The sequence below is a fragment of the Bifidobacterium bifidum ATCC 29521 = JCM 1255 = DSM 20456 genome, from assembly GCF_001025135.1.
GTDB classification, from domain to species: Bacteria; Actinomycetota; Actinomycetes; order Actinomycetales; family Bifidobacteriaceae; genus Bifidobacterium; species Bifidobacterium bifidum.
Genome location: NZ_AP012323.1, coordinates 1,053,817 through 1,072,771, shown reverse-complemented (window position 1 = coordinate 1,072,771; position 18,955 = coordinate 1,053,817). Strand labels below are relative to the sequence as shown.

Here is an 18,955-nt window from a genome sequence, read left to right as displayed (position 1 = left end):
TCGAGCAATCAGACAAGCAGATCGTACACGCTGCGCATGGCGAGCAACCCGTCCGTCATCCATTGGTAGGCTTCCGTCATACCGCCGGAGAAATCCACATCATGCCGTACCAAAAGGTGGCGGTTCTTCTTGTCGGCTTCCGGCTCGTCCCAAGTCGCCTCGCCCAAAGCAGACAGCATCCGTTCAACGGAATCCTTCATGCCGTAAAGTTTCGTGTACTGGAACGTGTCGATGAAATACAGGTCGACCGTAATGTAGCCGTCTCGAATATTCAACGCTCCATCCGGGTGGCAGAACCCCGAGCCTACGCCGAAGCTGATCCATGTGTCGCTGTTCGTCTTGCGACCGGATGGGTCGCCGTATACAGCAACAAAGTCGGGCCGCGTTGCAGCATATCTATACAGGCCATTCCAGAAGCTGCGCCGCAGTGAGATATTGTTGCTGACTTGCCGCAGTTCGTCCAAGGTTCTGCCGTCCGCGACTTTCCACACTGTCCAACCGTTGTTGATCTGCTTGTTCTCGCCGGTTTCGAGCATTCTGGCGCGGCGGAACGCGCCGGATGGGCTATCGAATATCTCGCCGTTGGACAGGCGAATGCGATGGTCTTCGGTTACGGTTGCCGTGGCGGTTACGCCGGCATACCGACTTTCCAACATGTCACCGGCTGTAAGGATCCCTCTCTTGCATAAGTCGGCGAAATCGACGGCATTCTGTTCGCGCTCTCCTTGGCTCAAGTTCCTGCTGCGGAGAGTCTGCATAGCCTGTTCCCCCGCTGTGGGGCTTGTCCACACCTGCAATGCAAGATCGGCAAGTCGCGCGCCGCGCCGCGCGATCGCCTGTTCATCCCATTGCGTGGCGTCGTGCAGTTCGGCGGAAATGGACAGGTATTCGCTACTATACCCGCCGATCGCACGGTTCTTCTTCTGTTCGAATGTTCCGTCGGAAAGTTCCGAGTTGTATGCGGTCAATGTCAGATTGCCCAGACTGTTCACCAGCAGCGGGAATCGGCCGGGGTCGGAGAGCATATCGCGCCATTCGGCATGCGCCATGGCGTTCTGTGGCATGATGTGTTCGACGGTGTATTCGTCGAAGGACCGCGGGTCCTTGGGATGGTTGTGGTTTTCCAATCCGGCGAGCAGATATTTGCAGCGCGAGGCCGGGCGGTACAGATTCTCGCCGAGCAGTGCCTGCCTGAATTCCTTATCCGTGGGCATGCGCGTGGCTTTGGCGGTTTCGGTGAGGAGCAGCGCGGCGAAGGTTTCGGCCGGATCGTCTTCCACTGATTCGAGCTTGGCGATCAACGACGGGACGAGCTTGTTCAGTCCGTTGCTGGATACCGAGCAGACCATTCGGCGGAACAGATACGATTCGAGATCCGCGAGCATGCGCAGCAGCCCGTCCCGGGTTATGCGTTCATGCTTCCATGCCGCGAACATGTACAGGAGCATCGGATCCGTAACAGTGCTGTCCAGGGTTTGGATCGAGGCGAGACGGCGGTCCACGTTCGCGTCGCCGCTGCCGGCAGACGCGATGCCTTTGATGGCGGCATAATACCCGGCATATTCCAGCATGTTCTCCAGAAGCCCGCGTGTGCGTTCCATGCGCGGCAGGGAGCTGTCGGCTGCGAAACGTTTGAATTCCGAGTACATGTATCGGTTCTTGGACACGGGCCTCTTCAACGTGACGACCATCCAGTCATGCAGGAACGCGTCGAATGAGAGACTGCCGAGCACACGCTCCATGGGCAGCCAGTAGTCGGCGTACAGGGCGTTCTGCTCGGCTATGGGGCATCCCATGAGCATGTAGTTGCGTACCAGGTCGGAAGTCTCCAGATCAAGCCCGGTGGAATTCATCGACTCGAATACCAGTTGCGGTTCGTCGCGTCCCTGGTCCAGGGTGACGGACACGACTTCAAGGCGTTGCAGTCCGTTCCACACCGTGTTCACGTCATCGATTGCGGCGACCAGGGAACGGAACAGATCGAGGTTCGCTTCCAGCCGGGACGTTGTTCCGGCCTGGTTCCCATGATTCGGCCGGTCAAGGGCAAGCACATGGTCGCACATGCCGCGCAGCACGTCCCGGTCGTCGCCGGAAAGCGTCAGCTTGCAGCGGCCTTCGCCAGTCGCATACTTGTCGACAAGATAACCGCGGTCGATGATCATGTCTGTGGAGAAGCGCAGGTTCCCCGGGTGTTCGTGGGCGTATTCTGCCAAGGCGATGAGCAGCAGGGTCACCGAGGTGAGCCGCTGCTGACCGTCGATGAGCAGACAACGGCTGACGCCGTCCGGGCCGATGCCGCCCTCCTGCATCCATACGATCGACCCGGTGAAATGGGTTCTGTCAGGATGCCGGCCGGCCGTTACGATGTCAGCCCACAATTGCCAGCACTGCGTCTCGCCCCATGAGTATCTGCGCTGATACACCGGAACCACGAACCGAAGCGAACCGGTCAATAGGTCCAGCAGGATTTTCTTGCCAGCGTCCATGGTGATTCCTCCGTTTCGCCTTCAAACTGCCACATACTAATGCTCACACTAAAAAACAAATATGCCCCCCACTAGACAGACCCTACTACATAGCGAATTTACTTCGCCATACAGCAAATCAAGCATGCATCACGGCGACTATACCACCTATAAAACATCACTTAGACGCTTCAGGATTCTCACTCCACGCTGCGATCAAATCGACATCATCAGAATCAGGACGCGAATACTCCTCATAATCAACTTTAATCAACGATGGCATTCCAAATGCACGTCCAGTCAATACGGCCTCACCCTTTCCTAAAGTGGGAATTCGTGATTTAGAGAAAGCATCCAAAGTTGGCATCGTATTTTCCAGCATCTGCAAATCCTTGTCGTTCACTAATTTATGAATGATGTAGTTGTGAATCTGAGACATAATTGTCGGAGAAATATCTGCAGGACGTTGAGATGCAATTGTAAGGAAAAAGCCGTATTTTCGTCCCTCTTTGATCATTGTCTCAAAAGTAGTTAGACGATAGTCTTCCCACACATCAGAGTGAGTTGATTTGAAAGAATTGAGAATATTATGAGCCTCATCAATTATCAGATGAACGGAAGCACAATTCGAATCATTTTTCTTATTTTCATAAAGCATTTTTGAAAGCAACAGAGCAAAAGTCTCTTTACACTCTGTATCAACATTTTTTAGATTAAAGACGCTTATTCCTTTTGTATAACATTCAGTGGCGTTTTTTATTATCTCAGCGTATTTCTTAACAGAAGAGAAAAGCCTCTCTAACCTTCCCACTACGGGCTTTAACCATTCAAGCTGCATTCCCTTATACATTGCATCATATATTTTTTGAAATTTTATAAAAACCAAAAAAGAATCAAATAAATCAAGAGATTTACCTTTTTCTTCTAATTCTTGTCCTATAGCTTCAAGTTTCAAATCACTAGACGGAATACATGACACATACTTTCCAGAGTTATCGTTTTTCTTAAGAGAAGATACCTCATCTAAAGAACGCCCTTGATTAATAAATCCAGTCCCAGCATTAGTTAAATAAGACAAGCTATCTCCTTTGAATAAGGAAACTGTCTCAAGTACATTCATGCAATCAATTTTATCGTCGGAATTTTCTTGAAGCACGTCTCTTGCTACGCTACGCCACTCCTCCACGAGCGCGATATCACGACGCTGCAAACATTTTTTTAAAAGTCCTATTTGCATATCAGAGCATATATTCTTCTCATGCTCCTCCCATTGTTTTAAAGTTCTAGACAGAAATGGAGATTGTGTATTTTCGGTAGCTTTAGCAAGTATTTTTAATACGTTAGCATTAAAGAAAATATTTTCGTCAATCAAAATTTTTCGTTTCGCACCATCAAAAACATTTACTTGATGCTTTCCAAATACTTTTCCGCTTCCATACTCACCGTTAAAATCAATAACCGCAAAAATGCTTTTCCTAAAGCAGCATTACCATACGGAGAACTGAATAGTTCAAGATAAAGTTTGTGCAAAGTATTTGATTTACCGCTTCCCGTATTGCCGAAAATACCGATATGTGAAGCAAAAAAATCGTTAATCGGAATTCTAATCGGCTGATTTTCCATGAGCGAACGACCAATAGTTACGGACTTCTCCTCATCAACACCACGCGAAAAAATAGCTGCGATATCTTCAGAAGATGCAGAAACAAGGACATTACCTACCATAGGAACAGTAGAACTCGTTACAGAAAACTGTCCTTCCTTTATTACACCCTGAGATTTGACTCTTACTATTCTCTGAATCGATTGAGCATGAAAACGGTTGTCGAACTCCTTTGAATTAATGGTGTTTAACTGGTCACGTACTTTTTCCGATAAAACCGTTACTACAATACGATTCCGACCCTGTTTAAGAATCGCATAAGCACCGACTTTTATACCATTAATCTCTTCCCCATCTATGAAATACGAAGCACCATTGGTCACATTGTACATACCTACTACTGCTTCGTCGGAGTCAACTGATACAACAACACCGAGCTCCTTTTCACCCTGCTTCACAAATTTCTTCATCCTTAGGCACACTTCAATTTTCCGGCAATAATTTTATTAAAGTTATTAAGGTCCAATCGACTAAATTCCTCTCCATGGAAAGAAAAGTCTTTTGGGCACAGAAAACGCAGATTCTTTCTCTCAGCCAAATCTTTGAGATTTCTTTTAATTACTTCGACATCATTGTCTGTATAAGCCACAATGATAACAAGTAGCTCACGATTTTCCAGCGCTCTCTTCAAGGCATGAACAATATGCTTATCACCGAATGAGAAACCATGCACTATAAGCAGTGAACCATTGCCAATGTTCTCCGCGCTTTCCGACATTTCATATTCAAAGAAACGCAGCATTTCGTAATAGTGTTTCTTTAAAGTTGTAGCCTTTGGCTCGTTCCCATCGGGTTTAACCGTCTCCCTTTTCTCAGGCTTATCTCTAACAACGTAATTACAAACCCGAATCATATCTTCGGATTGCTTCTTCCAGTTCACCGATCCATGAATCTTTGCAAGATTTATGGATGGCAGTTCATTTATATAATTATCAAATCTCCCTTTATAAGCAGTCGTAGTATCAAAATTCGAATTATCCAACAACCTATTGAAATAACCGCGAGCACCATCATTGAATATAAAAGGGGCAGTTGATCCACTCTCATAAATATCATCAACTGCTTTTTCAATAAACAAATCATAATTAGTCGTAAAAATATTGATATTTTTATGACGCTCTCTGGCATTAACATTACCAAGCATGTCAAGAAGAATTTCGATAAACTTTTTATATGCACCTAATGTACCAAGAATAGCCTTAGATTCTTCTTCAGAGACATTTATTTTCATTTTAGCACCAATTAGAAATTTATTTCTCTTGATTATCTCATACATTAGACCATCTACGTCCGTGGAACCATCTTTTTTGCCTGGAAACATGTTCATCAAAGGCATTCCCGGCGCGGAGGTCCCTGAACCGAAGAGAAAACTCGTCTTCTTTTCGGCGATCCAATCGGGCAAACGCTCTATAATCTCTTTTTCCGACACTGGCATGATGTTTCTCCTCTAAAGCTATTCTTGGAAGCTAAGGCTAGCACCCAAGACCTCATGACACACCACTTTCGAACTCTCGTATATATACCTCGTATATATACTTAGACAAGCAATGAGTGACCATTCCCCGAGGACGAGCATGACCAATACGGACAAGACCCAATACACACCGCTCATTGATTTCAATGCATATCCGGTGAAGAATGTACTGGACACTCTCCTACAAGACAAGAGCACAAAGCAGAACATCATCTACGCAACTGATGCGTACGTGGACGCTGAACCGACCGCCACGGAAGCAGCGCCGATACTTGCCCAGCAGATTTCAGGCGAAACCCCCACCGTATGCATTGTGCCACGAGTACAGAAAAGCTTGGATGAGCAGACAGACCGCACCAAAGCAAAAGCCGAGGTATTCACACCATCATGGATGGTGAACCAGATGGTCAACAATCTTGATGAGGAATGGTTCGGAAGAAAGCACGTGTTCAATACGGAGCAGGAAGACCATTCCTGGATTCCTACGGAGGGAAAAATCACGTTCCCCTCTACGAAAAAGCACGGCTGGCATGACTATGTGGACAGCCGCCGATTGGAAATCACCTGCGGTGAAGCCCCGTTCCTGGTATCGCGCTACGACGCCGCTACAGGAGCAATGCTGCCCATCAGTCAACGCATTGGCCTGCTTGATCGCAAACTACGTATCGTAGATGAGCACACAGAAGATGACCTGACGTGGTGGAAGTGGACATTGCGGGCATTCCAAAGCGTATACGGCTACGAATTCCAAGGCGACAGCCTGCTGATCGCACGCGCAAACCTGTTGCTTACCTTCGTAGATCATTACCGCAACAGATTCGGCACCGACCCGGACAAGAAGCATCTCAAGCAGATTGCGAATGTAATCGTCTGGAACCTCTGGCAGATGGATGGACTGACCGAGACGATACCATTCCGTAAGCCACCTGAGCAGAAGGTCGAATTCGACATGCTCGACATGCTGACCATGCTTGATGAACCCAATTCGCAAGACGTACCAGCATTTGTCCGGTTATACGACTGGAGAGCAAAAACTTCGTTATCATATAGCCAACTGTTGAAGGGAGCAAAACAATGAAGTTCGACTATATAATCGGCAATCCTCCATATCAGATGGAGGACGGCGGAGCGGGAGCCAGCGCAACTCCCGTCTATAACAAGTTTATCGATGCTGTCAAAGAACTTGACCCCTCTGTACTGAGCTTGATCATTCCGGCCAAGTGGTATTCAGGCGGAAAGGGCCTAGATCAATTCCGTCAGGAAATGCTCAATGACTCGCATATTCGTCGCTTGGCCGACTACACCAATTCGCTCGACGTATTCCCCGACGCGGATATCGCAGGTGGAGTGTGCATTTTTGTACGCGATAAAAGCTATGAGGGGGGGCTGCCACTATTCCAATACGCATAACGGAGTTACCACAGACTGCCAGCGCTTTCTCAACGAATTCGAAACACTAATCCGTTACCCAGTAGCCGAACGCATCGTTAAAAAAGTAACTTCTTTAAAAGAATCGACCCTCGACAAGATGGTCTCCTCCAGAAAGCCATTTGGTCTTTCCACTACAGCAAAGCCTTCATCTAGCGGCAAATTAACATTACGGTACAACAAAGGCGTTGGACCATTCCGCAGAGAAGACGTCATCTCTGGATTTGGCATGATCGATCAATGGAAAATCATTATTTCTCGTTTGTCTGCTGAGCACGCAGGTCAACCTGACAAAAATGGGCAATTCAAAATCCTATCTACGATGGAGAAGATTCCGCCAAAAACTATCTGTTCAGAAACGTATCTTGTTGCCGGTTCCTTTGACACCGAAGATGAAGCCGATAATTTCATGACGTATCTGAAAACAAAATTTACCCGTTTCCTTCTCGCTCAGATTGCCATGACTCAACAAATCAGTAAGGCTACTTTTGCATTTGTTCCCACACAAGATTTCACCAAGCAATGGACTGACGAGGAGCTGTTCAAGAAGTATAAATTGACCTCCGAAGAAATAGCCTTCATTAACAGGATGATCAAGGAGATGAACTGATGAGCGTTTCCGATATCACAGGCAAGGTCAAGAGCACTCAACCGGCACTCCCCCAGATTTATGCATACACTACTCCGGAAATCCGCCGTCATGACGGCTGGACGAAAATCGGTTATACCGAGCAGGACGTAAACGTCCGTATCGCGCAACAAACTCATACGGCAGATGTCATCGCGAAACTCGAATGGCATGGCAATGCCACTTATGAGGACACTGGCGAAGTGTTTCATGACACTGATTTCCATACCTATTTGCGCAATCTCGGCATCAATGATCAGCCCGGCACCGAATGGTTCGAGATTAATCCTCCGAACGCCAAGGGCAGGTTCCATGAGTTTCGCGAGAATCATGGAATTCTTGACGGTCTCGGAGCCTCCGATTATGAACTGCGAGCCGAGCAGGAAGCTGCGATCAGCAAGACCCTGGACTATTTCCAGTTGCACGAGCAAGGCGAGTTCCTATGGAACGCGAAGCCGCGTTTCGGCAAGACTCTTGCCGCCTATGACCTTTGCAAGCGCCTTCCCACGCCAGGAAAGGACGGCAAGGCGAAACGCATTCTCGTTGTGACGAATCGTCCCGCGATTGCGAATTCCTGGTATGACGACTATGTCAAGTTCGTCGGCACCGATTCCGGCTGGCGGTTCATCAGCAGTGTGGACGCTTTGGCTGGCAAGCCATATTGCATCAGCCACGATGAATACCTGCATCTTGCAGGCAAGGGCAAGCTTCCGAGCTCCATCGAGTTCATCAGTCTGCAGGATCTGAAGGGCTCCATCGAGTTCGGCGGCCATTACGACAAGCTAAAGTATGTGGCGGAATACGAATATGACCTGCTCGTCATCGATGAAGCTCACGAAGGCGTGGACACGTACAAGACGGACGTGGCGTTCGATCATATCAAGCGCAGGAACACACTGCACCTGTCGGGAACGCCATTCAAGGCCATCGCGAACGACAAGTTCCCTGAAAACGCGATCTACAACTGGACATATGCGGACGAGCAGCAGGCCAAAAGGGACTGGAACGATCCGGAACTACGCAACCCATACGAGAACCTGCCGAAACTCAACATGTTCACGTATCAAATGTCCGACATCATCGAGAACGAAGTGGCGAAGGGCATGCAGATCGATGGTGAGCAGACCGAGTACGCATTCGATCTGAACGAATTCTTCGAGACAAAGGATGGGCGATTCGTTCACTATGACGATGTGAAGCGTTTCCTCGACGCTCTGACCACACAGAAGAAATACCCGTTCTCCACGCCAGAGTCGCGTGACGAGCTGCGCCACACGTTCTGGATGCTCAACCGCGTAGATTCTGCCCGAGCCCTTGCAAAAATGCTCCGACAGCATGAAGTGTTCAAGGACTATGAGATCATCCTTGCGGCCGGGGATGGCAAAATCGATGACGACGAGGAGAACGAGAAATCGTTCGACAAGGTCCGCAACGCCATAGCCAAAGCGGAGAAGGGCGGAGAAGGTGTCAAGACGAAGACCATCACTTTGTCGGTCGGTCAGCTGACCACAGGCGTGACGGTTCCCGAATGGACAGGCGTGCTCATGCTATCAAACATGAAGAGCCCGGCGCTGTACGTGCAAGCCGCGTTCCGCGCGCAGAACCCCTGCCTATTCAACAGGAACGGCAAATACCAGCGTAAGGAAAACGCGTACGTGTTCGATTTTGACCCGGCACGTTCGCTGACTGTGTTCGAGGAATACGCGAACGACCTGTATTCCGGCACCACATGTGGAGGCGGCGATACCGACTCACGCAAACAGAACGTGCGTCGGCTGTTGAACTTCTTCCCCGTAATCGGCGAAGACGAAGACGGCGAAATGGTGGATCTGGATGCCGAACAGGTGCTCTCCATCCCACGCAAGATCCACTCGCGCGAGGTTGTGCGCCGCGGCTTCATGTGTGATTTCCTGTTCCAGAACATCAGCAACATCTTCCATGCTCCGGCCGAAGTGATTGAGACCCTGCAGCAGCTGGAACCGTACAAGGCTCCGAGAGAAGACCTCGGAGTCAAGGCAGGAACCGCCGATGAACTCAATCTCGATGAGAACGGCGAAGTGTCCATTCCGAATGAGCAGGTCATCGGCAAGTCCAAGGATCTGTTCGGGGACAAAGTGTATGGCAATATCAACAACGAACTTAATTCCGTGATCGACTCCATTGTCTCCGAGAAACCGGAGAATCCCGAAGAGGATTTCCTTGCCGATCTCCAGAAAGCTGTTGGCGTCAGCGTCGCCGAACCGTTGGTCGAAGCCGCCAAGCAGAACTACGGCTCCGATATGAAGGCTTCCCAACAGAAGAAGGTCGAACGTAAGATCAAGGCCGATGTGAATAACCGCATCAACCGCGAGTACGGCGACTACAACATTGAGAAGAACCGTATCGAACGTGACCGTGCGCAAGCACTCGAAAATGCCGGGAGCCAAGCTGAGGAAGAGCAAATCAATCAGGCACATGACGAACAGATTGAAGCCGCTCGTCTGAATCTTATTGATAATCTTAAGCAGTCTCGCAGCGAAATAGTTCAATCCGCCGGCGAAACCGTGGTGCGTGAGATCGAGACCGCGAAGAAGGAAGCTCAGAAAAACAGCATCGAAGACGGCATCCGCGACCATCTGCGTGGTTTCTCCCGCACGATTCCTTCGTTCCTGATGGCCTACGGAGATGAGAACACCACCCTTGAATCGTTCGACAGCATCATCCCGGACTACGTGTTCAAGGATGTCACCAGCATCACCGTAGATCAGTTCAGGCTCCTGCGCGACGGCGGAGATGTGACGGACCATGAAACCGGAGAAAAGGAGCATTTCGACGGTCACCTGTTCGACTCTGTTGTCTTCAACGATTCGATTGTGGAGTTCATTCATCTGCGCAGCAGACTCGCCGACTATTTCGATGAGTCCCACAAGGAAGACATCTTCGACTATGTGCCGCCCCAGAAGACCAACCAGATTTTCACCCCGCGCAAAGTCGTGGTGAAGATGATCGACATGCTCGAGCAGGAGAACCCCGGCTGCTTCGACGATCCGACGCACACGTTCGCCGACCTGTACATGAAATCGGGCATGTATATCACCGAAATCATCAAGCGCCTGTACAACAGCAAGGCAATGCGCCGCTACTTCCCGGATGACCATATCCGTCTGGCGCATATCCTCGAACACCAGGTGTATGGCATCGCGCCTACCGAGATTATCTATCAAATCGCGACCCACTACATCCTCGGATATGACAACGAATTGGGTAAGGGGCTGCACACGCACTTCGCAATGGCTGACTCCGCCCAGCTCGCGAAAGAAGGCAAACTTGCTGAGTTCGTGGACAAAGCGTTTGAAGAATAGCGAAGCACTTTGAGTCGATGACAAAGCTGATGGGTTGGATGGCTAACCGACAACTACTCTGCTAGCCACCCAATCCACCGTTTTTCAGTCGTCAATCTCGATCGCATGAATCGTGACTTCCGTGTCAGCATCTGCGGTATTGGCTTTCTTGAATTCCGGGCGAAGTTCCATGCCAGTCTCATCGAACTCACCGTTCAGATTGCGTACCAGCACATCGGCCAATCGGCCACCCATGGGTTTGAACGTCGCATAGGTTATCACCCCGGAAATGGCGCCGCCGACAACTGGCACAACCTTAGTAACGGCCCTCCCAACCGACTCCTTCACCACCTGTTTGCCGACCATCGCACCGATTTTCTTGGGCAACGGATACCAAGCCGTTTTCGTCAGAGCCTGTTACGTGATCTTCTTGCCCATGTTCTTGCCGACTTCCCTGGCAAGCTTTCCTACCAACATCGCCGAACCTGACGCGCCGAGCATCACACCCAAATACGCAAGGACTCGGACTTTGGCACCTTCATTCAGTTCCGACTCGTCGGTGAACAAATCATCCTCTCCGAAGAGATAGGCAATTTTCTGCGCCAGATTGATCGCGAAACCAAAGTACTGGGCCACATCGGCACCTCCAGCGGCAACGGCGGCAGGGCCACCGGGAATTCCTGCCACAAGGCGGCAAGAGTGGTCTGATTCGTCGACTTCTTAATCACTCCATCCGCTTTCCTACACAACGACTCCACCATATATACATGCTGTGGACCATGCTCCAGAATCTCATCGAGATATTCCGAATCGGCGAATTGCTGCCGCAGAAACGCTTCCCTATCAACTCTGATAATCGGAAGCTTCGCAACGCTTCCAATCATATTTATCGCCACATCGTAAAGCTCTTCGTCGGTTTTCTTAGCCATGTTCTCTCCACTCTGATAAGACGCATTGTGCTTAACGCCCAGGGTATTCGCTCCTTTATTTATTCGATGGATAACATGCGGGCGATCCGCATTCACCATGAGCCATGTTTTCTTCGCGAGCGCGACGGGCTTTCAACAGATAGAGCCTGCATTAAAAGCAGCAGCCTGTTAAAGCAGATTCGAGCACTTTTCTCGCGCATTTTCACGCACTTGCACGCACGCAGATTCCAATCACATATACTTCACGCTCATGCGGGATGAGTTCAACGTAATCGCCAAGGAAATCAACGATGCCCCATGAAGCTCCTTGGCAGCAAGACACCCAACAAGGTATGGAACCGGGGAATAAGCAAGATGCAATCGCGTCGTCAGAAACCGAATCGCGTCGTAATCCCGTCATAATCGCGTCGCAATCGGGTAGTGTCCGAAAACCATAACCGTAATGAAAAAGATTCTTCCAACACCATGAGCCGGCAGACACCACACTGCTAAGGCATACTTCAAGTTACAATTAACCCTTATGACTTTGGCGAATAGGGGTGCAATGAAAACACTGAATGAACTTATGCAGCATCTGTGTGATAACGGCATTGCATGTTCTGGTGAATAGCAAAAAAGAGAATTGAAAAACCTGGGGTATTACCACGGCTATAAGGGGTACCGATTCGCTGGCATTGCAAAGAATCGTCTTCACTTGCAGTCCTTCGAGCAAATTTCATCATTGAATTCTTTTGATATGGCGTTGAAATCTTTAATTTACCCTCGGATCATCGCCGTGGAAACCGCTTTGAAGAATTACACATTGGAAGAAGTTCTTCAAGATGCAGAGTCACCATTTCTGGCTCTTGTGTTGTTTTCGTGGGTGTCGTCTCGTCGTTGAGCCGTTGATTATGAGGGTGTGAGGGGCGTTTCCTGTAGGTTTGTTTTTCGACCAAGAAAAAGAACCACAGAAAACGCCTTATGAAGAACATATTCAAACGTTTGCTCAACGTCAAGGGCATGGTCGTCGAGGACGTGTCCATCGACGATTCCCCGCTGCGCGACGCTCCGGTCCTGGTGGCGCGCGTCAGGTGCAGGAAGGCCGCGTTGCGTTGCTCGCGCTGCGGGCGCAAATGCCCGAAATACGACGACGGGGGCGGCGAAAGGCGTTAGCGGCACCAGGACTTCGGCTGCTATCGGGTCGAGCTCGTGGGTCCGGCTCCGCGTGTGGAATGCCGTGTGCATGGCGTGGTGGTGTCGCGGGTTCCGTGGGCGGAGCCGGGCATCCGGTTCACGCGCGACTTCGAGATGGAATGCACGTGGCTGATGACGGTCGCCAACAGGAAGACCGTGAGCGGTTTCCTGCATGTCGCGTGGAGGACCGCGGGCGACATCGCCGGACGGGTCGCCGGCCGGCTGGAATCCGGCATGCCATGCATGTTCGACGGGCTCACGGCGATCGGCGTGGACGAGACTAGCCACAGGAAGGGCCACACGTACATCACCGTCGTCGTCGACCACGAACGCAAGCGGGTGATTTGGGCGCACGACGGATACGGCAAACAGGTCCTCGACCTGTTCTTCGAAGAATTGACGCCGGAGCAGCGCGCCTCCATCAGGATCGTCACCGGCGACGGCGCCAGGTGGATCGACTCGTCCGTCGCCGGATACTGCCCGAACGCGGAGCGCGTGCCCGACTCATTCCACATCGTCTCCTGGATGACCGACTGCCTGGACCGGGTCAGGAAACGGTTGTGGAACCAGGCCAGGCGAGCGAAGGATAAGACGGCCGCGGAGGCGATGAAGGGCCTGAAATACGCCGTGCTCAGAAACCCCGGCGACTTGGCCGAGCGCCAATCCACGGCCCTCGCCACGCTCGCCGGCGTGGATCCCAAGGGCCAGCTCTACCGCTCCTGGCAGCTCAAGGAACTCCTGCGCACGCTCCTGCACCAGCCCGCCGGCCAAGCCGAGGGGGGGGGGAAACTCAAACGATGGATCAACTGGGCCAGCCACTCGCGCATCCCCGAGATCGTCGAACTATGCAGGAAGATCCGCAGGCGCCGGGACGACATCCTCAGAACCATCCGACCCGACCACTCCAACGCGCGACTGGAGGCGTTCAACAACAGGATCAAGGTCACCATACGCATGGCCTACGGCTTCCACCACGTCGACAACCTCATCGCCATGATCAAACTCAGATGCTCCGGCCTACCCATCCGATTGCCGGTCCCCGTCCTCTAACCCACGAAAACAGCAGAAGCCTCATTTTTTCATCGCCTCGACTTGTTCTTCCACAGACATGGATGCCGTGTGAGAGGCGGGAGCAGCGGCTTCCGGTGCCGGAGTAGGCGCCGGCGCTTGAACCGGGGCGGCGGTCATAGGATTGATGGCTTGCGCCATATTCATGCCCAGTAACATGCCGCCATCGCCAAAGCCGTTGTCTTGGATGCCTTGCGCAATGCGCTGCTGGGCAGCCATATTGCCAGCTTGCTGGGGAAACGCCCTCGTATGCGGCAACATTCATCCTATTCGAGGCGAACTGCTGCACGAGTTGACGTGATTGCTCGGTGAGCTCGATGCTTTCGATGCCCACGCTGAACACTTCAAAGCCAAAACGATCATTCCACGTACCTGCATTGGCCCGATCGCCACGCACGCATGCTGCGATGTCATTCGCCTTGCCGAGCAATTGCGAAATACGATATTCATTGGACAACGAATTGATGGCCACAATAAACGACTGTACGAATTCAGACAGAATCTGCCTACGTGGCCCTTCATCATCGAATGAATACGACACGGTAGTGGCGGGCACAAAGTTACGTACGAATCGAACTGGATCAGTGACCTTTAGCGGCATGGATTCACGTGCGCGAATTTCCAAATCGACGCCATAGAACCGGTCCGCCCTCGGATACCGGAGCCCGAAGGAATTCACCGAACAAGGACTCGTCCTCTAAGAAACCGTCCAACACACCGTTGCCAATCCACGATGCTCGCGATCCCGTGCCTGGCCATGGCCTCCGTCTTGGTCATGCCGTTCTCGACGTGGTCGCGCGCCGCGGCGACCTTCGTCTCCCAGTCGTAGCGTCTGCCGCCGCCGCCTCGCCGTTGGATCTGTACAGCCTGATCCAGTTTCTCGCGGTATACGCCGGCATGGCAAGCCGTCTGGCGAGCGCGTCCCTGCCGGCTCCGGCCTTGATGAGTGCCAGCGCCTCGCGCCGGAACCCGTCGTCGTAACGGCTCCTTCGATCCTCACGCATACGAAAGAACCGCACCTCCGATCATCGAATCTGAATTTCTTCAGTCCAACAATCGGGGTGCGGTTCAGGTTGCGACGTTGTGCCCTTTTATGCTGTCCATATAGTGCGATCACTGCGGAATCTTTGGAACTGGAGTCTTCGAACTCGAAATTCCCGGAATCAATCGGCGGTGATCAGCTCGCTCGAATCCATGTCGAAGTCGGACATGGCAAACGAGCGGATCGCCGGATCCTCATACGTGTTCATGTAATACGTGTTGGTTTTCCCGGAATAGCCACTGGTGAACAGCGTGCGCTCGAACTGGCCGTTGCCCATCTTGGACATGCCGTCAACCATTTGCACGGAAACCAGCGTGTGGAACAGACGAGACACATTAGCAGCCTCGTTGTTCTGCTGCGGATAGTGCGTGTTGGTGTAGGCGACGCGTACGAAACGCGACGGCGAACTCACGTCACCGGGAATGCCGTGCATGCTCACACCGGCACCCCATGCGCTCAGTTCCGCCTTGCCCCAAGTGGTCGGCTCCGCCATCTCGTTGCTCACACACATGTAGTTGCGCAGGTTTTCCATATGAAAGTCGAAGGTCGGCTGGTTGGTAAGCACGTCCACATCGTCATGATGAACGTGCATGCCGTCAGCCATCTGCTCGACGACGATGCTGCGGGTGCCGTCACCAATGAACCAGTGCAGCAGGGATTCCTGCTGGCCGGGCACGACCTGCGAAACGAGCGTCACGTTCTTCAACGCCTCTTCGACTTCGTCGACAGTATCGAAATTGCGCGTTACCCACAGTGGGAATTCGAAAGTGGCGACGTTTTCGGTTCCTTCGACCGGCTCGTGCGCAAAGGAGGCGTACCCAGGGAAGTTCAGTCCGGCAATGGCCAGACCATGCTCGTTGGCGCAGTCGAAATACATGGGGCGGTCGACCATGACCACGCCCACGCCGATCACCGCATTCGGTTCGCTTTTACCTTCGGCCCCATACACATAGTCGTACTGGTAGCCTCGCGGAGTGACCAGAATGGTCTCGCCGTAGGAGAAGCTCCAGTCGAGATTACGGCCGAAATACATGTTTCCCTCATCATCGGAAAAACGAACACCAGTGCACATATGGACTCCCTTCCATGATTTGCCGTGATTTTCTTGCTTGCGTGTTCATGGTAAGCGTCACTTGCTGGGAAAATCTTAAGTTTTGCCCGCGGAAGAATCTGCTTTGGCTACCTCATCCATAGTATCGTCCTCCTCAATCATGTATTTCGTGTAAAATGTGCCTGCCGCAATATCCGTCACACATGTACTCCCGCAGGAACATGTCGAGCGCCTTCGCATGATCAGCCGCACAGCCTCTGCCCTCGGCCAGCACGTCTCCCAGCTTGTAGCAGCCCTCCGCGATCCCCGCTTCGGCCGCATGACGAAAGCACTCGTATGCCAAAACGTCCGTATCCGGTTTGGGTGAAACTTCGCCGAAATTGTTGTAATACGAGCGGAAGTATCTACCCTCGCAGCGGTCGTACGCGTACACGTACCCCAGGCACAGCCATCCGATCGCATTGCCGCGGCCGGCCGCGTGCCGGTAAAGGATCTCGGCGGCTCTGAAACAGTCGACCCGCTTCTGCCGTTCCGATGTGGCGGTATAGTGCATGCCCTCCTCGTAGTATATGCCGCCGAGGCCCAGAGCAATCGACCCGTCCGGATCGCTGATGTCGGCCGTGGTGCATTCGTCGTCTTCATCGAAGATATCGTCGTAGTACGGCACGCCCGCTTCCGCCTCGTTCGCATGACCGATGCCGACCGGGCTGATTCGCGCGATTTGCGCTTCCGACAAGCGCGACACGCCCGGATTGCTCAGCACAATCGTCAGGGGATCACTGAAGTACAACGGTGCACTTTGACATTCGTGCAGCGCAATCCGGGCGTGTCGTGCGACGCGTGTGGCCGATTCCCGGGCCGCATGCGCGTCATACGGGAAATTTGTGTCAATCCCGCAATTGCGGGTCTGCGAAGCGTCGGTTCTCCAGAACCGGCAGCGTGCGTCGCGCGGATTCGAGAACTTCTCGGTGCAGCCGGGCAATCAGCATTCCGGCCTGTCCGCCCGCCTCGCCCTGTCCGTCACCCGCCTGCGCGATGACCTCGCCCAGCGGGTCAATGACACGGCTGCAGCCGATGTTGCGCGCGCTCACCTCGCTGCATGCCAGTACGTAGCACGTGTTTTCCAGCGCACGCGCGGCGGTCATCAGCTTCCAATGTCGCTCCTTCAAACGCCCGCGCACCCATGCCGCACTGACGATGATCACATCGGCGCCGCGCACGGCCAGCGACCGCGCGACTTCGGGAAATCTCACGTCATAGCAGGTCATGACGCCGACATGCCAGCCGTCGATCTCGACGATTGGCGGCAGCTCGGTACCGGGACGAACCGTATCGGACTCCCGCGCGGCGAATGCATCATAGAGATGCAGCTTCCGATAGATCGCGATAAGAGCCCCGTCACGGATGACGACGAAAACGTTGGAGACCCGGGAATCCGTTGCGCAAGACGCCGGCTTGTCCGGCACCGCATCAGCCGCGCCGGGCACAGCATGAACCGTGCCCATCAACGTAATACGACGCTCTTCGCTGATCCGTCTCAGGCCGGTGACGAACGGCCCGTCCAGTGGTTGCGCGTGTGCGGCCGCGAACATGTCATCATCGCCGTCACGCGCGATCAGCCCTTCCGGAAGCACCAGCAAGCGAGCACCGGCATCCGCGGCCTGCCAGGCATATCCGTCGATAATGTCAAGATTCCATTCCGGCTCCCGGCGAACCGTGAACTGAGCTACGGCGACCTTCAGCTCTTGCGTGCCATTCATGGCTACCGTTATATCAGATGCGCGGGCATGGTTCCTCATGAATCCCGCCCGCGACCGATACGCCTCGGTCTCACACCGCGAACGCCGACCAGCGCCCGTGCGTGTGTTGCACCTCAATCGGCATGCCGAACAGTTCCGACAGTCGCTCGTCGGTCAGGCCGGCCTCCAGTGGACCGGTGTAGACGATGGTGCCGGCGGACGGGTTGCCCATCGCGTCAATGCCGTCGTTGGTGGCGTCCTCGGCGGAGACCGGCTTGCGTCCCATGATGGCGATGTGGTCGAAGCCCGCGGGAATCTCCTCAAGTCGATGGGTGACCAGCACCACGGCACGCCGCGAATCCTCTTCGCCGATACGGCTCAGGGTGCGCATCACCTGCTCGCGGCCGCCCAGGTCAAGGCCAGTGGTCGGCTCATCCATGATGAGCAGTTCGGGGTCGCCCATCAACGCGCGGGCGATGAGCACGCGGGTGCGCTCGCCCTCGGAGAGCCGCCACATCTCCTTGCCTTCGAGATAGGAGACGCGGAAGTCGCGCAGCAGCTGTCGCGCCCGCGCATACTCCTCGTCAGTATAGGTGTCGCGCCACCGTCCGGTCACGGCGCTCAGGCCCGTGACGACGGCGTCCAGCGGATCCTCGAATTCGGGAAACTGCCGGCCGAGGTCGGCCGAAGCCAGACCGATGCGCGTGCGCAGTTTGAATACGTCGTATTTGCCGAGCTGATGGCCGAGGATGAATACGCGACCGTCCGAGGGGAACGTGCGCGTGGCGAGCATGCCGACCGCGGTGGATTTGCCGATGCCGTTCGGCCCGAACAGCACCCATCGCTCCCCCGCGTGGATGATGAGGTTCACGTCTGTGATGATGACGCGCCGGTTGCGGCGGAATTCGACGTTGTCGAGCTTGAGGACTTCGTTGTCGGCGGTGTCGGTCGTGGGCATGTTGTGGTTCCTTGTCG

19 protein-coding genes and 1 pseudogene are annotated in these 18,955 nt (G+C 53.0%); 8 read left to right on the top strand and 12 right to left on the bottom strand.

Annotated features, from left to right (window positions below):
• Positions 1-8 precede the first annotated feature (8 nt).
• The 4 genes from BBBF_RS04310 to BBBF_RS09305 form a co-directional block, all read right to left on the bottom strand.
• A complete protein-coding gene (locus BBBF_RS04310) occupies positions 9-2,486 on the bottom strand; it encodes a GmrSD restriction endonuclease domain-containing protein (RefSeq protein ID WP_021648668.1) in 2,478 nt (825 codons plus the stop codon).
• 157 nt (positions 2,487-2,643) lie between these two features.
• Positions 2,644-3,837: an ATP-binding protein gene (locus BBBF_RS09845; protein ID WP_021648669.1), complete on the bottom strand. Its 1,194-nt coding sequence runs from the start codon at positions 3,835-3,837 to the stop codon at positions 2,644-2,646.
• Positions 3,838-3,866: 29 nt separating this feature from the next.
• Positions 3,867-4,526: a helicase HerA domain-containing protein gene (locus tag BBBF_RS09545; protein ID WP_021648670.1), complete on the bottom strand. Its 660-nt coding sequence runs from the start codon at positions 4,524-4,526 to the stop codon at positions 3,867-3,869.
• A gap of 14 nt (positions 4,527-4,540) precedes the next feature.
• Complete coding sequence (locus BBBF_RS09305) at positions 4,541-5,563, bottom strand: SIR2 family protein (RefSeq protein WP_021648671.1); 1,023 nt, start codon at positions 5,561-5,563, stop codon at positions 4,541-4,543.
• Between the two features lie 139 nt (positions 5,564-5,702).
• Between BBBF_RS09305 and BBBF_RS04300 the strand changes: the two genes are divergently transcribed.
• Genes BBBF_RS04300 through BBBF_RS04290 form a run of 4 tightly spaced genes read left to right on the top strand, consistent with a single transcriptional unit; the run spans position 5,703 to position 10,999 of the window.
• A complete protein-coding gene (locus BBBF_RS04300; protein ID WP_033509667.1) occupies positions 5,703-6,680 on the top strand; it encodes a hypothetical protein in 978 nt (325 codons plus the stop codon).
• Entirely contained in the window at positions 6,677-7,012 is a 336-nt protein-coding gene (locus tag BBBF_RS09240; RefSeq protein WP_021648673.1) for an Eco57I restriction-modification methylase domain-containing protein, read from the top strand. Before BBBF_RS04300 ends, BBBF_RS09240 begins: the two co-directional genes overlap by 4 nt.
• Positions 6,978-7,640 (top strand): hypothetical protein, encoded by a 663-nt coding sequence (locus tag BBBF_RS09840; protein WP_126436133.1) that lies wholly within the window; start codon positions 6,978-6,980, stop codon positions 7,638-7,640. Before BBBF_RS09240 ends, BBBF_RS09840 begins: the two co-directional genes overlap by 35 nt.
• The gene (locus BBBF_RS04290) at positions 7,640-10,999 is read left to right on the top strand and encodes a DEAD/DEAH box helicase family protein (RefSeq protein ID WP_021648675.1); all 3,360 of its coding nucleotides are present in this window, start codon (positions 7,640-7,642) and stop codon (positions 10,997-10,999) included. Before BBBF_RS09840 ends, BBBF_RS04290 begins: the two co-directional genes overlap by 1 nt.
• A gap of 84 nt (positions 11,000-11,083) precedes the next feature.
• Here BBBF_RS04290 and BBBF_RS10280 read toward each other — a convergent pair whose 3' ends face one another.
• On the bottom strand, positions 11,084-11,344 hold the full coding sequence (locus tag BBBF_RS10280) for a response regulator (protein WP_021648676.1): 261 nt from the start codon (positions 11,342-11,344) through the stop codon (positions 11,084-11,086).
• 51 nt (positions 11,345-11,395) lie between these two features.
• Positions 11,396-11,665, bottom strand: a complete 270-nt coding sequence (locus BBBF_RS10275) for a hypothetical protein (protein WP_229029732.1) — start codon at positions 11,663-11,665, stop codon at positions 11,396-11,398.
• Between the two features lie 92 nt (positions 11,666-11,757).
• On the opposite strand from BBBF_RS10275, the gene BBBF_RS10270 reads away from it, so the two are divergent.
• The 4 genes from BBBF_RS10270 (at position 11,758) to BBBF_RS04275 (ending at position 14,130) form a co-directional block, all read left to right on the top strand.
• The gene (locus BBBF_RS10270; protein WP_231855246.1) at positions 11,758-12,168 is read left to right on the top strand and encodes a hypothetical protein; all 411 of its coding nucleotides are present in this window, start codon (positions 11,758-11,760) and stop codon (positions 12,166-12,168) included.
• 361 nt (positions 12,169-12,529) lie between these two features.
• The gene (locus tag BBBF_RS10710; protein WP_080665135.1) at positions 12,530-12,787 is read left to right on the top strand and encodes an Abi family protein; all 258 of its coding nucleotides are present in this window, start codon (positions 12,530-12,532) and stop codon (positions 12,785-12,787) included.
• Positions 12,788-12,867: 80 nt separating this feature from the next.
• On the top strand, positions 12,868-13,059 hold the full coding sequence (locus BBBF_RS10265; RefSeq protein WP_003816779.1) for a transposase: 192 nt from the start codon (positions 12,868-12,870) through the stop codon (positions 13,057-13,059).
• A gap of 36 nt (positions 13,060-13,095) precedes the next feature.
• A complete protein-coding gene (locus BBBF_RS04275) occupies positions 13,096-14,130 on the top strand; it encodes an ISL3 family transposase (RefSeq protein ID WP_331709028.1) in 1,035 nt (344 codons plus the stop codon).
• A gap of 24 nt (positions 14,131-14,154) precedes the next feature.
• Here the strand turns inward: BBBF_RS04275 and BBBF_RS04270 are convergent.
• The 6 genes and pseudogenes from BBBF_RS04270 to BBBF_RS04250 form a co-directional block, all read right to left on the bottom strand.
• Positions 14,155-14,794: pseudogene (locus BBBF_RS04270) on the bottom strand (SPFH domain-containing protein); the annotation flags it as partial.
• A 127-nt stretch (positions 14,795-14,921) separates the two neighbouring features.
• Positions 14,922-15,152 (bottom strand): transposase, encoded by a 231-nt coding sequence (locus BBBF_RS09535; protein ID WP_229029003.1) that lies wholly within the window; start codon positions 15,150-15,152, stop codon positions 14,922-14,924.
• A 159-nt stretch (positions 15,153-15,311) separates the two neighbouring features.
• Positions 15,312-16,262, bottom strand: a complete 951-nt coding sequence (gene bsh / locus BBBF_RS04265; RefSeq protein WP_003816791.1) for a choloylglycine hydrolase — start codon at positions 16,260-16,262, stop codon at positions 15,312-15,314.
• Positions 16,263-16,395: 133 nt separating this feature from the next.
• Entirely contained in the window at positions 16,396-17,223 is an 828-nt protein-coding gene (locus BBBF_RS04260; RefSeq protein ID WP_231855244.1) for an SEL1-like repeat protein, read from the bottom strand.
• Positions 17,129-18,001, bottom strand: a complete 873-nt coding sequence (locus tag BBBF_RS04255; RefSeq protein WP_021648685.1) for a nitrilase-related carbon-nitrogen hydrolase — start codon at positions 17,999-18,001, stop codon at positions 17,129-17,131. The genes BBBF_RS04260 and BBBF_RS04255 overlap by 95 nt, the downstream gene beginning before the upstream one ends.
• Positions 18,002-18,071: 70 nt before the next feature.
• Positions 18,072-18,938: an ABC transporter ATP-binding protein gene (locus BBBF_RS04250; protein WP_003812945.1), complete on the bottom strand. Its 867-nt coding sequence runs from the start codon at positions 18,936-18,938 to the stop codon at positions 18,072-18,074.
• Positions 18,939-18,955 lie beyond the last annotated feature (17 nt).

Coding starts and splice junctions, on each gene's coding strand:
- BBBF_RS04310 (WP_021648668.1), bottom strand. CDS start 2,486: ATGGACGCTGGCAAGAAAATCCTGCTGGACCTATTGACCGGTTCGCTT.
- BBBF_RS09305 (WP_021648671.1), bottom strand. CDS start 5,563: ATGCCAGTGTCGGAAAAAGAGATTATAGAGCGTTTGCCCGATTGGATC.
- BBBF_RS04300 (WP_033509667.1), top strand. CDS start 5,703: ATGACCAATACGGACAAGACCCAATACACACCGCTCATTGATTTCAAT.
- BBBF_RS09240 (WP_021648673.1), top strand. CDS start 6,677: ATGAAGTTCGACTATATAATCGGCAATCCTCCATATCAGATGGAGGAC.
- BBBF_RS09840 (WP_126436133.1), top strand. CDS start 6,978: ATGAGGGGGGGCTGCCACTATTCCAATACGCATAACGGAGTTACCACA.
- BBBF_RS04290 (WP_021648675.1), top strand. CDS start 7,640: ATGAGCGTTTCCGATATCACAGGCAAGGTCAAGAGCACTCAACCGGCA.
- BBBF_RS10280 (WP_021648676.1), bottom strand. CDS start 11,344: ATGGTCGGCAAACAGGTGGTGAAGGAGTCGGTTGGGAGGGCCGTTACT.
- BBBF_RS10270 (WP_231855246.1), top strand. CDS start 11,758: ATGCTCCAGAATCTCATCGAGATATTCCGAATCGGCGAATTGCTGCCG.
- BBBF_RS10265 (WP_003816779.1), top strand. CDS start 12,868: ATGAAGAACATATTCAAACGTTTGCTCAACGTCAAGGGCATGGTCGTC.
- BBBF_RS09535 (WP_229029003.1), bottom strand. CDS start 15,152: ATGCGTGAGGATCGAAGGAGCCGTTACGACGACGGGTTCCGGCGCGAG.
- bsh (WP_003816791.1), bottom strand. CDS start 16,262: ATGTGCACTGGTGTTCGTTTTTCCGATGATGAGGGAAACATGTATTTC.
- BBBF_RS04255 (WP_021648685.1), bottom strand. CDS start 18,001: ATGAATGGCACGCAAGAGCTGAAGGTCGCCGTAGCTCAGTTCACGGTT.
- BBBF_RS04250 (WP_003812945.1), bottom strand. CDS start 18,938: ATGCCCACGACCGACACCGCCGACAACGAAGTCCTCAAGCTCGACAAC.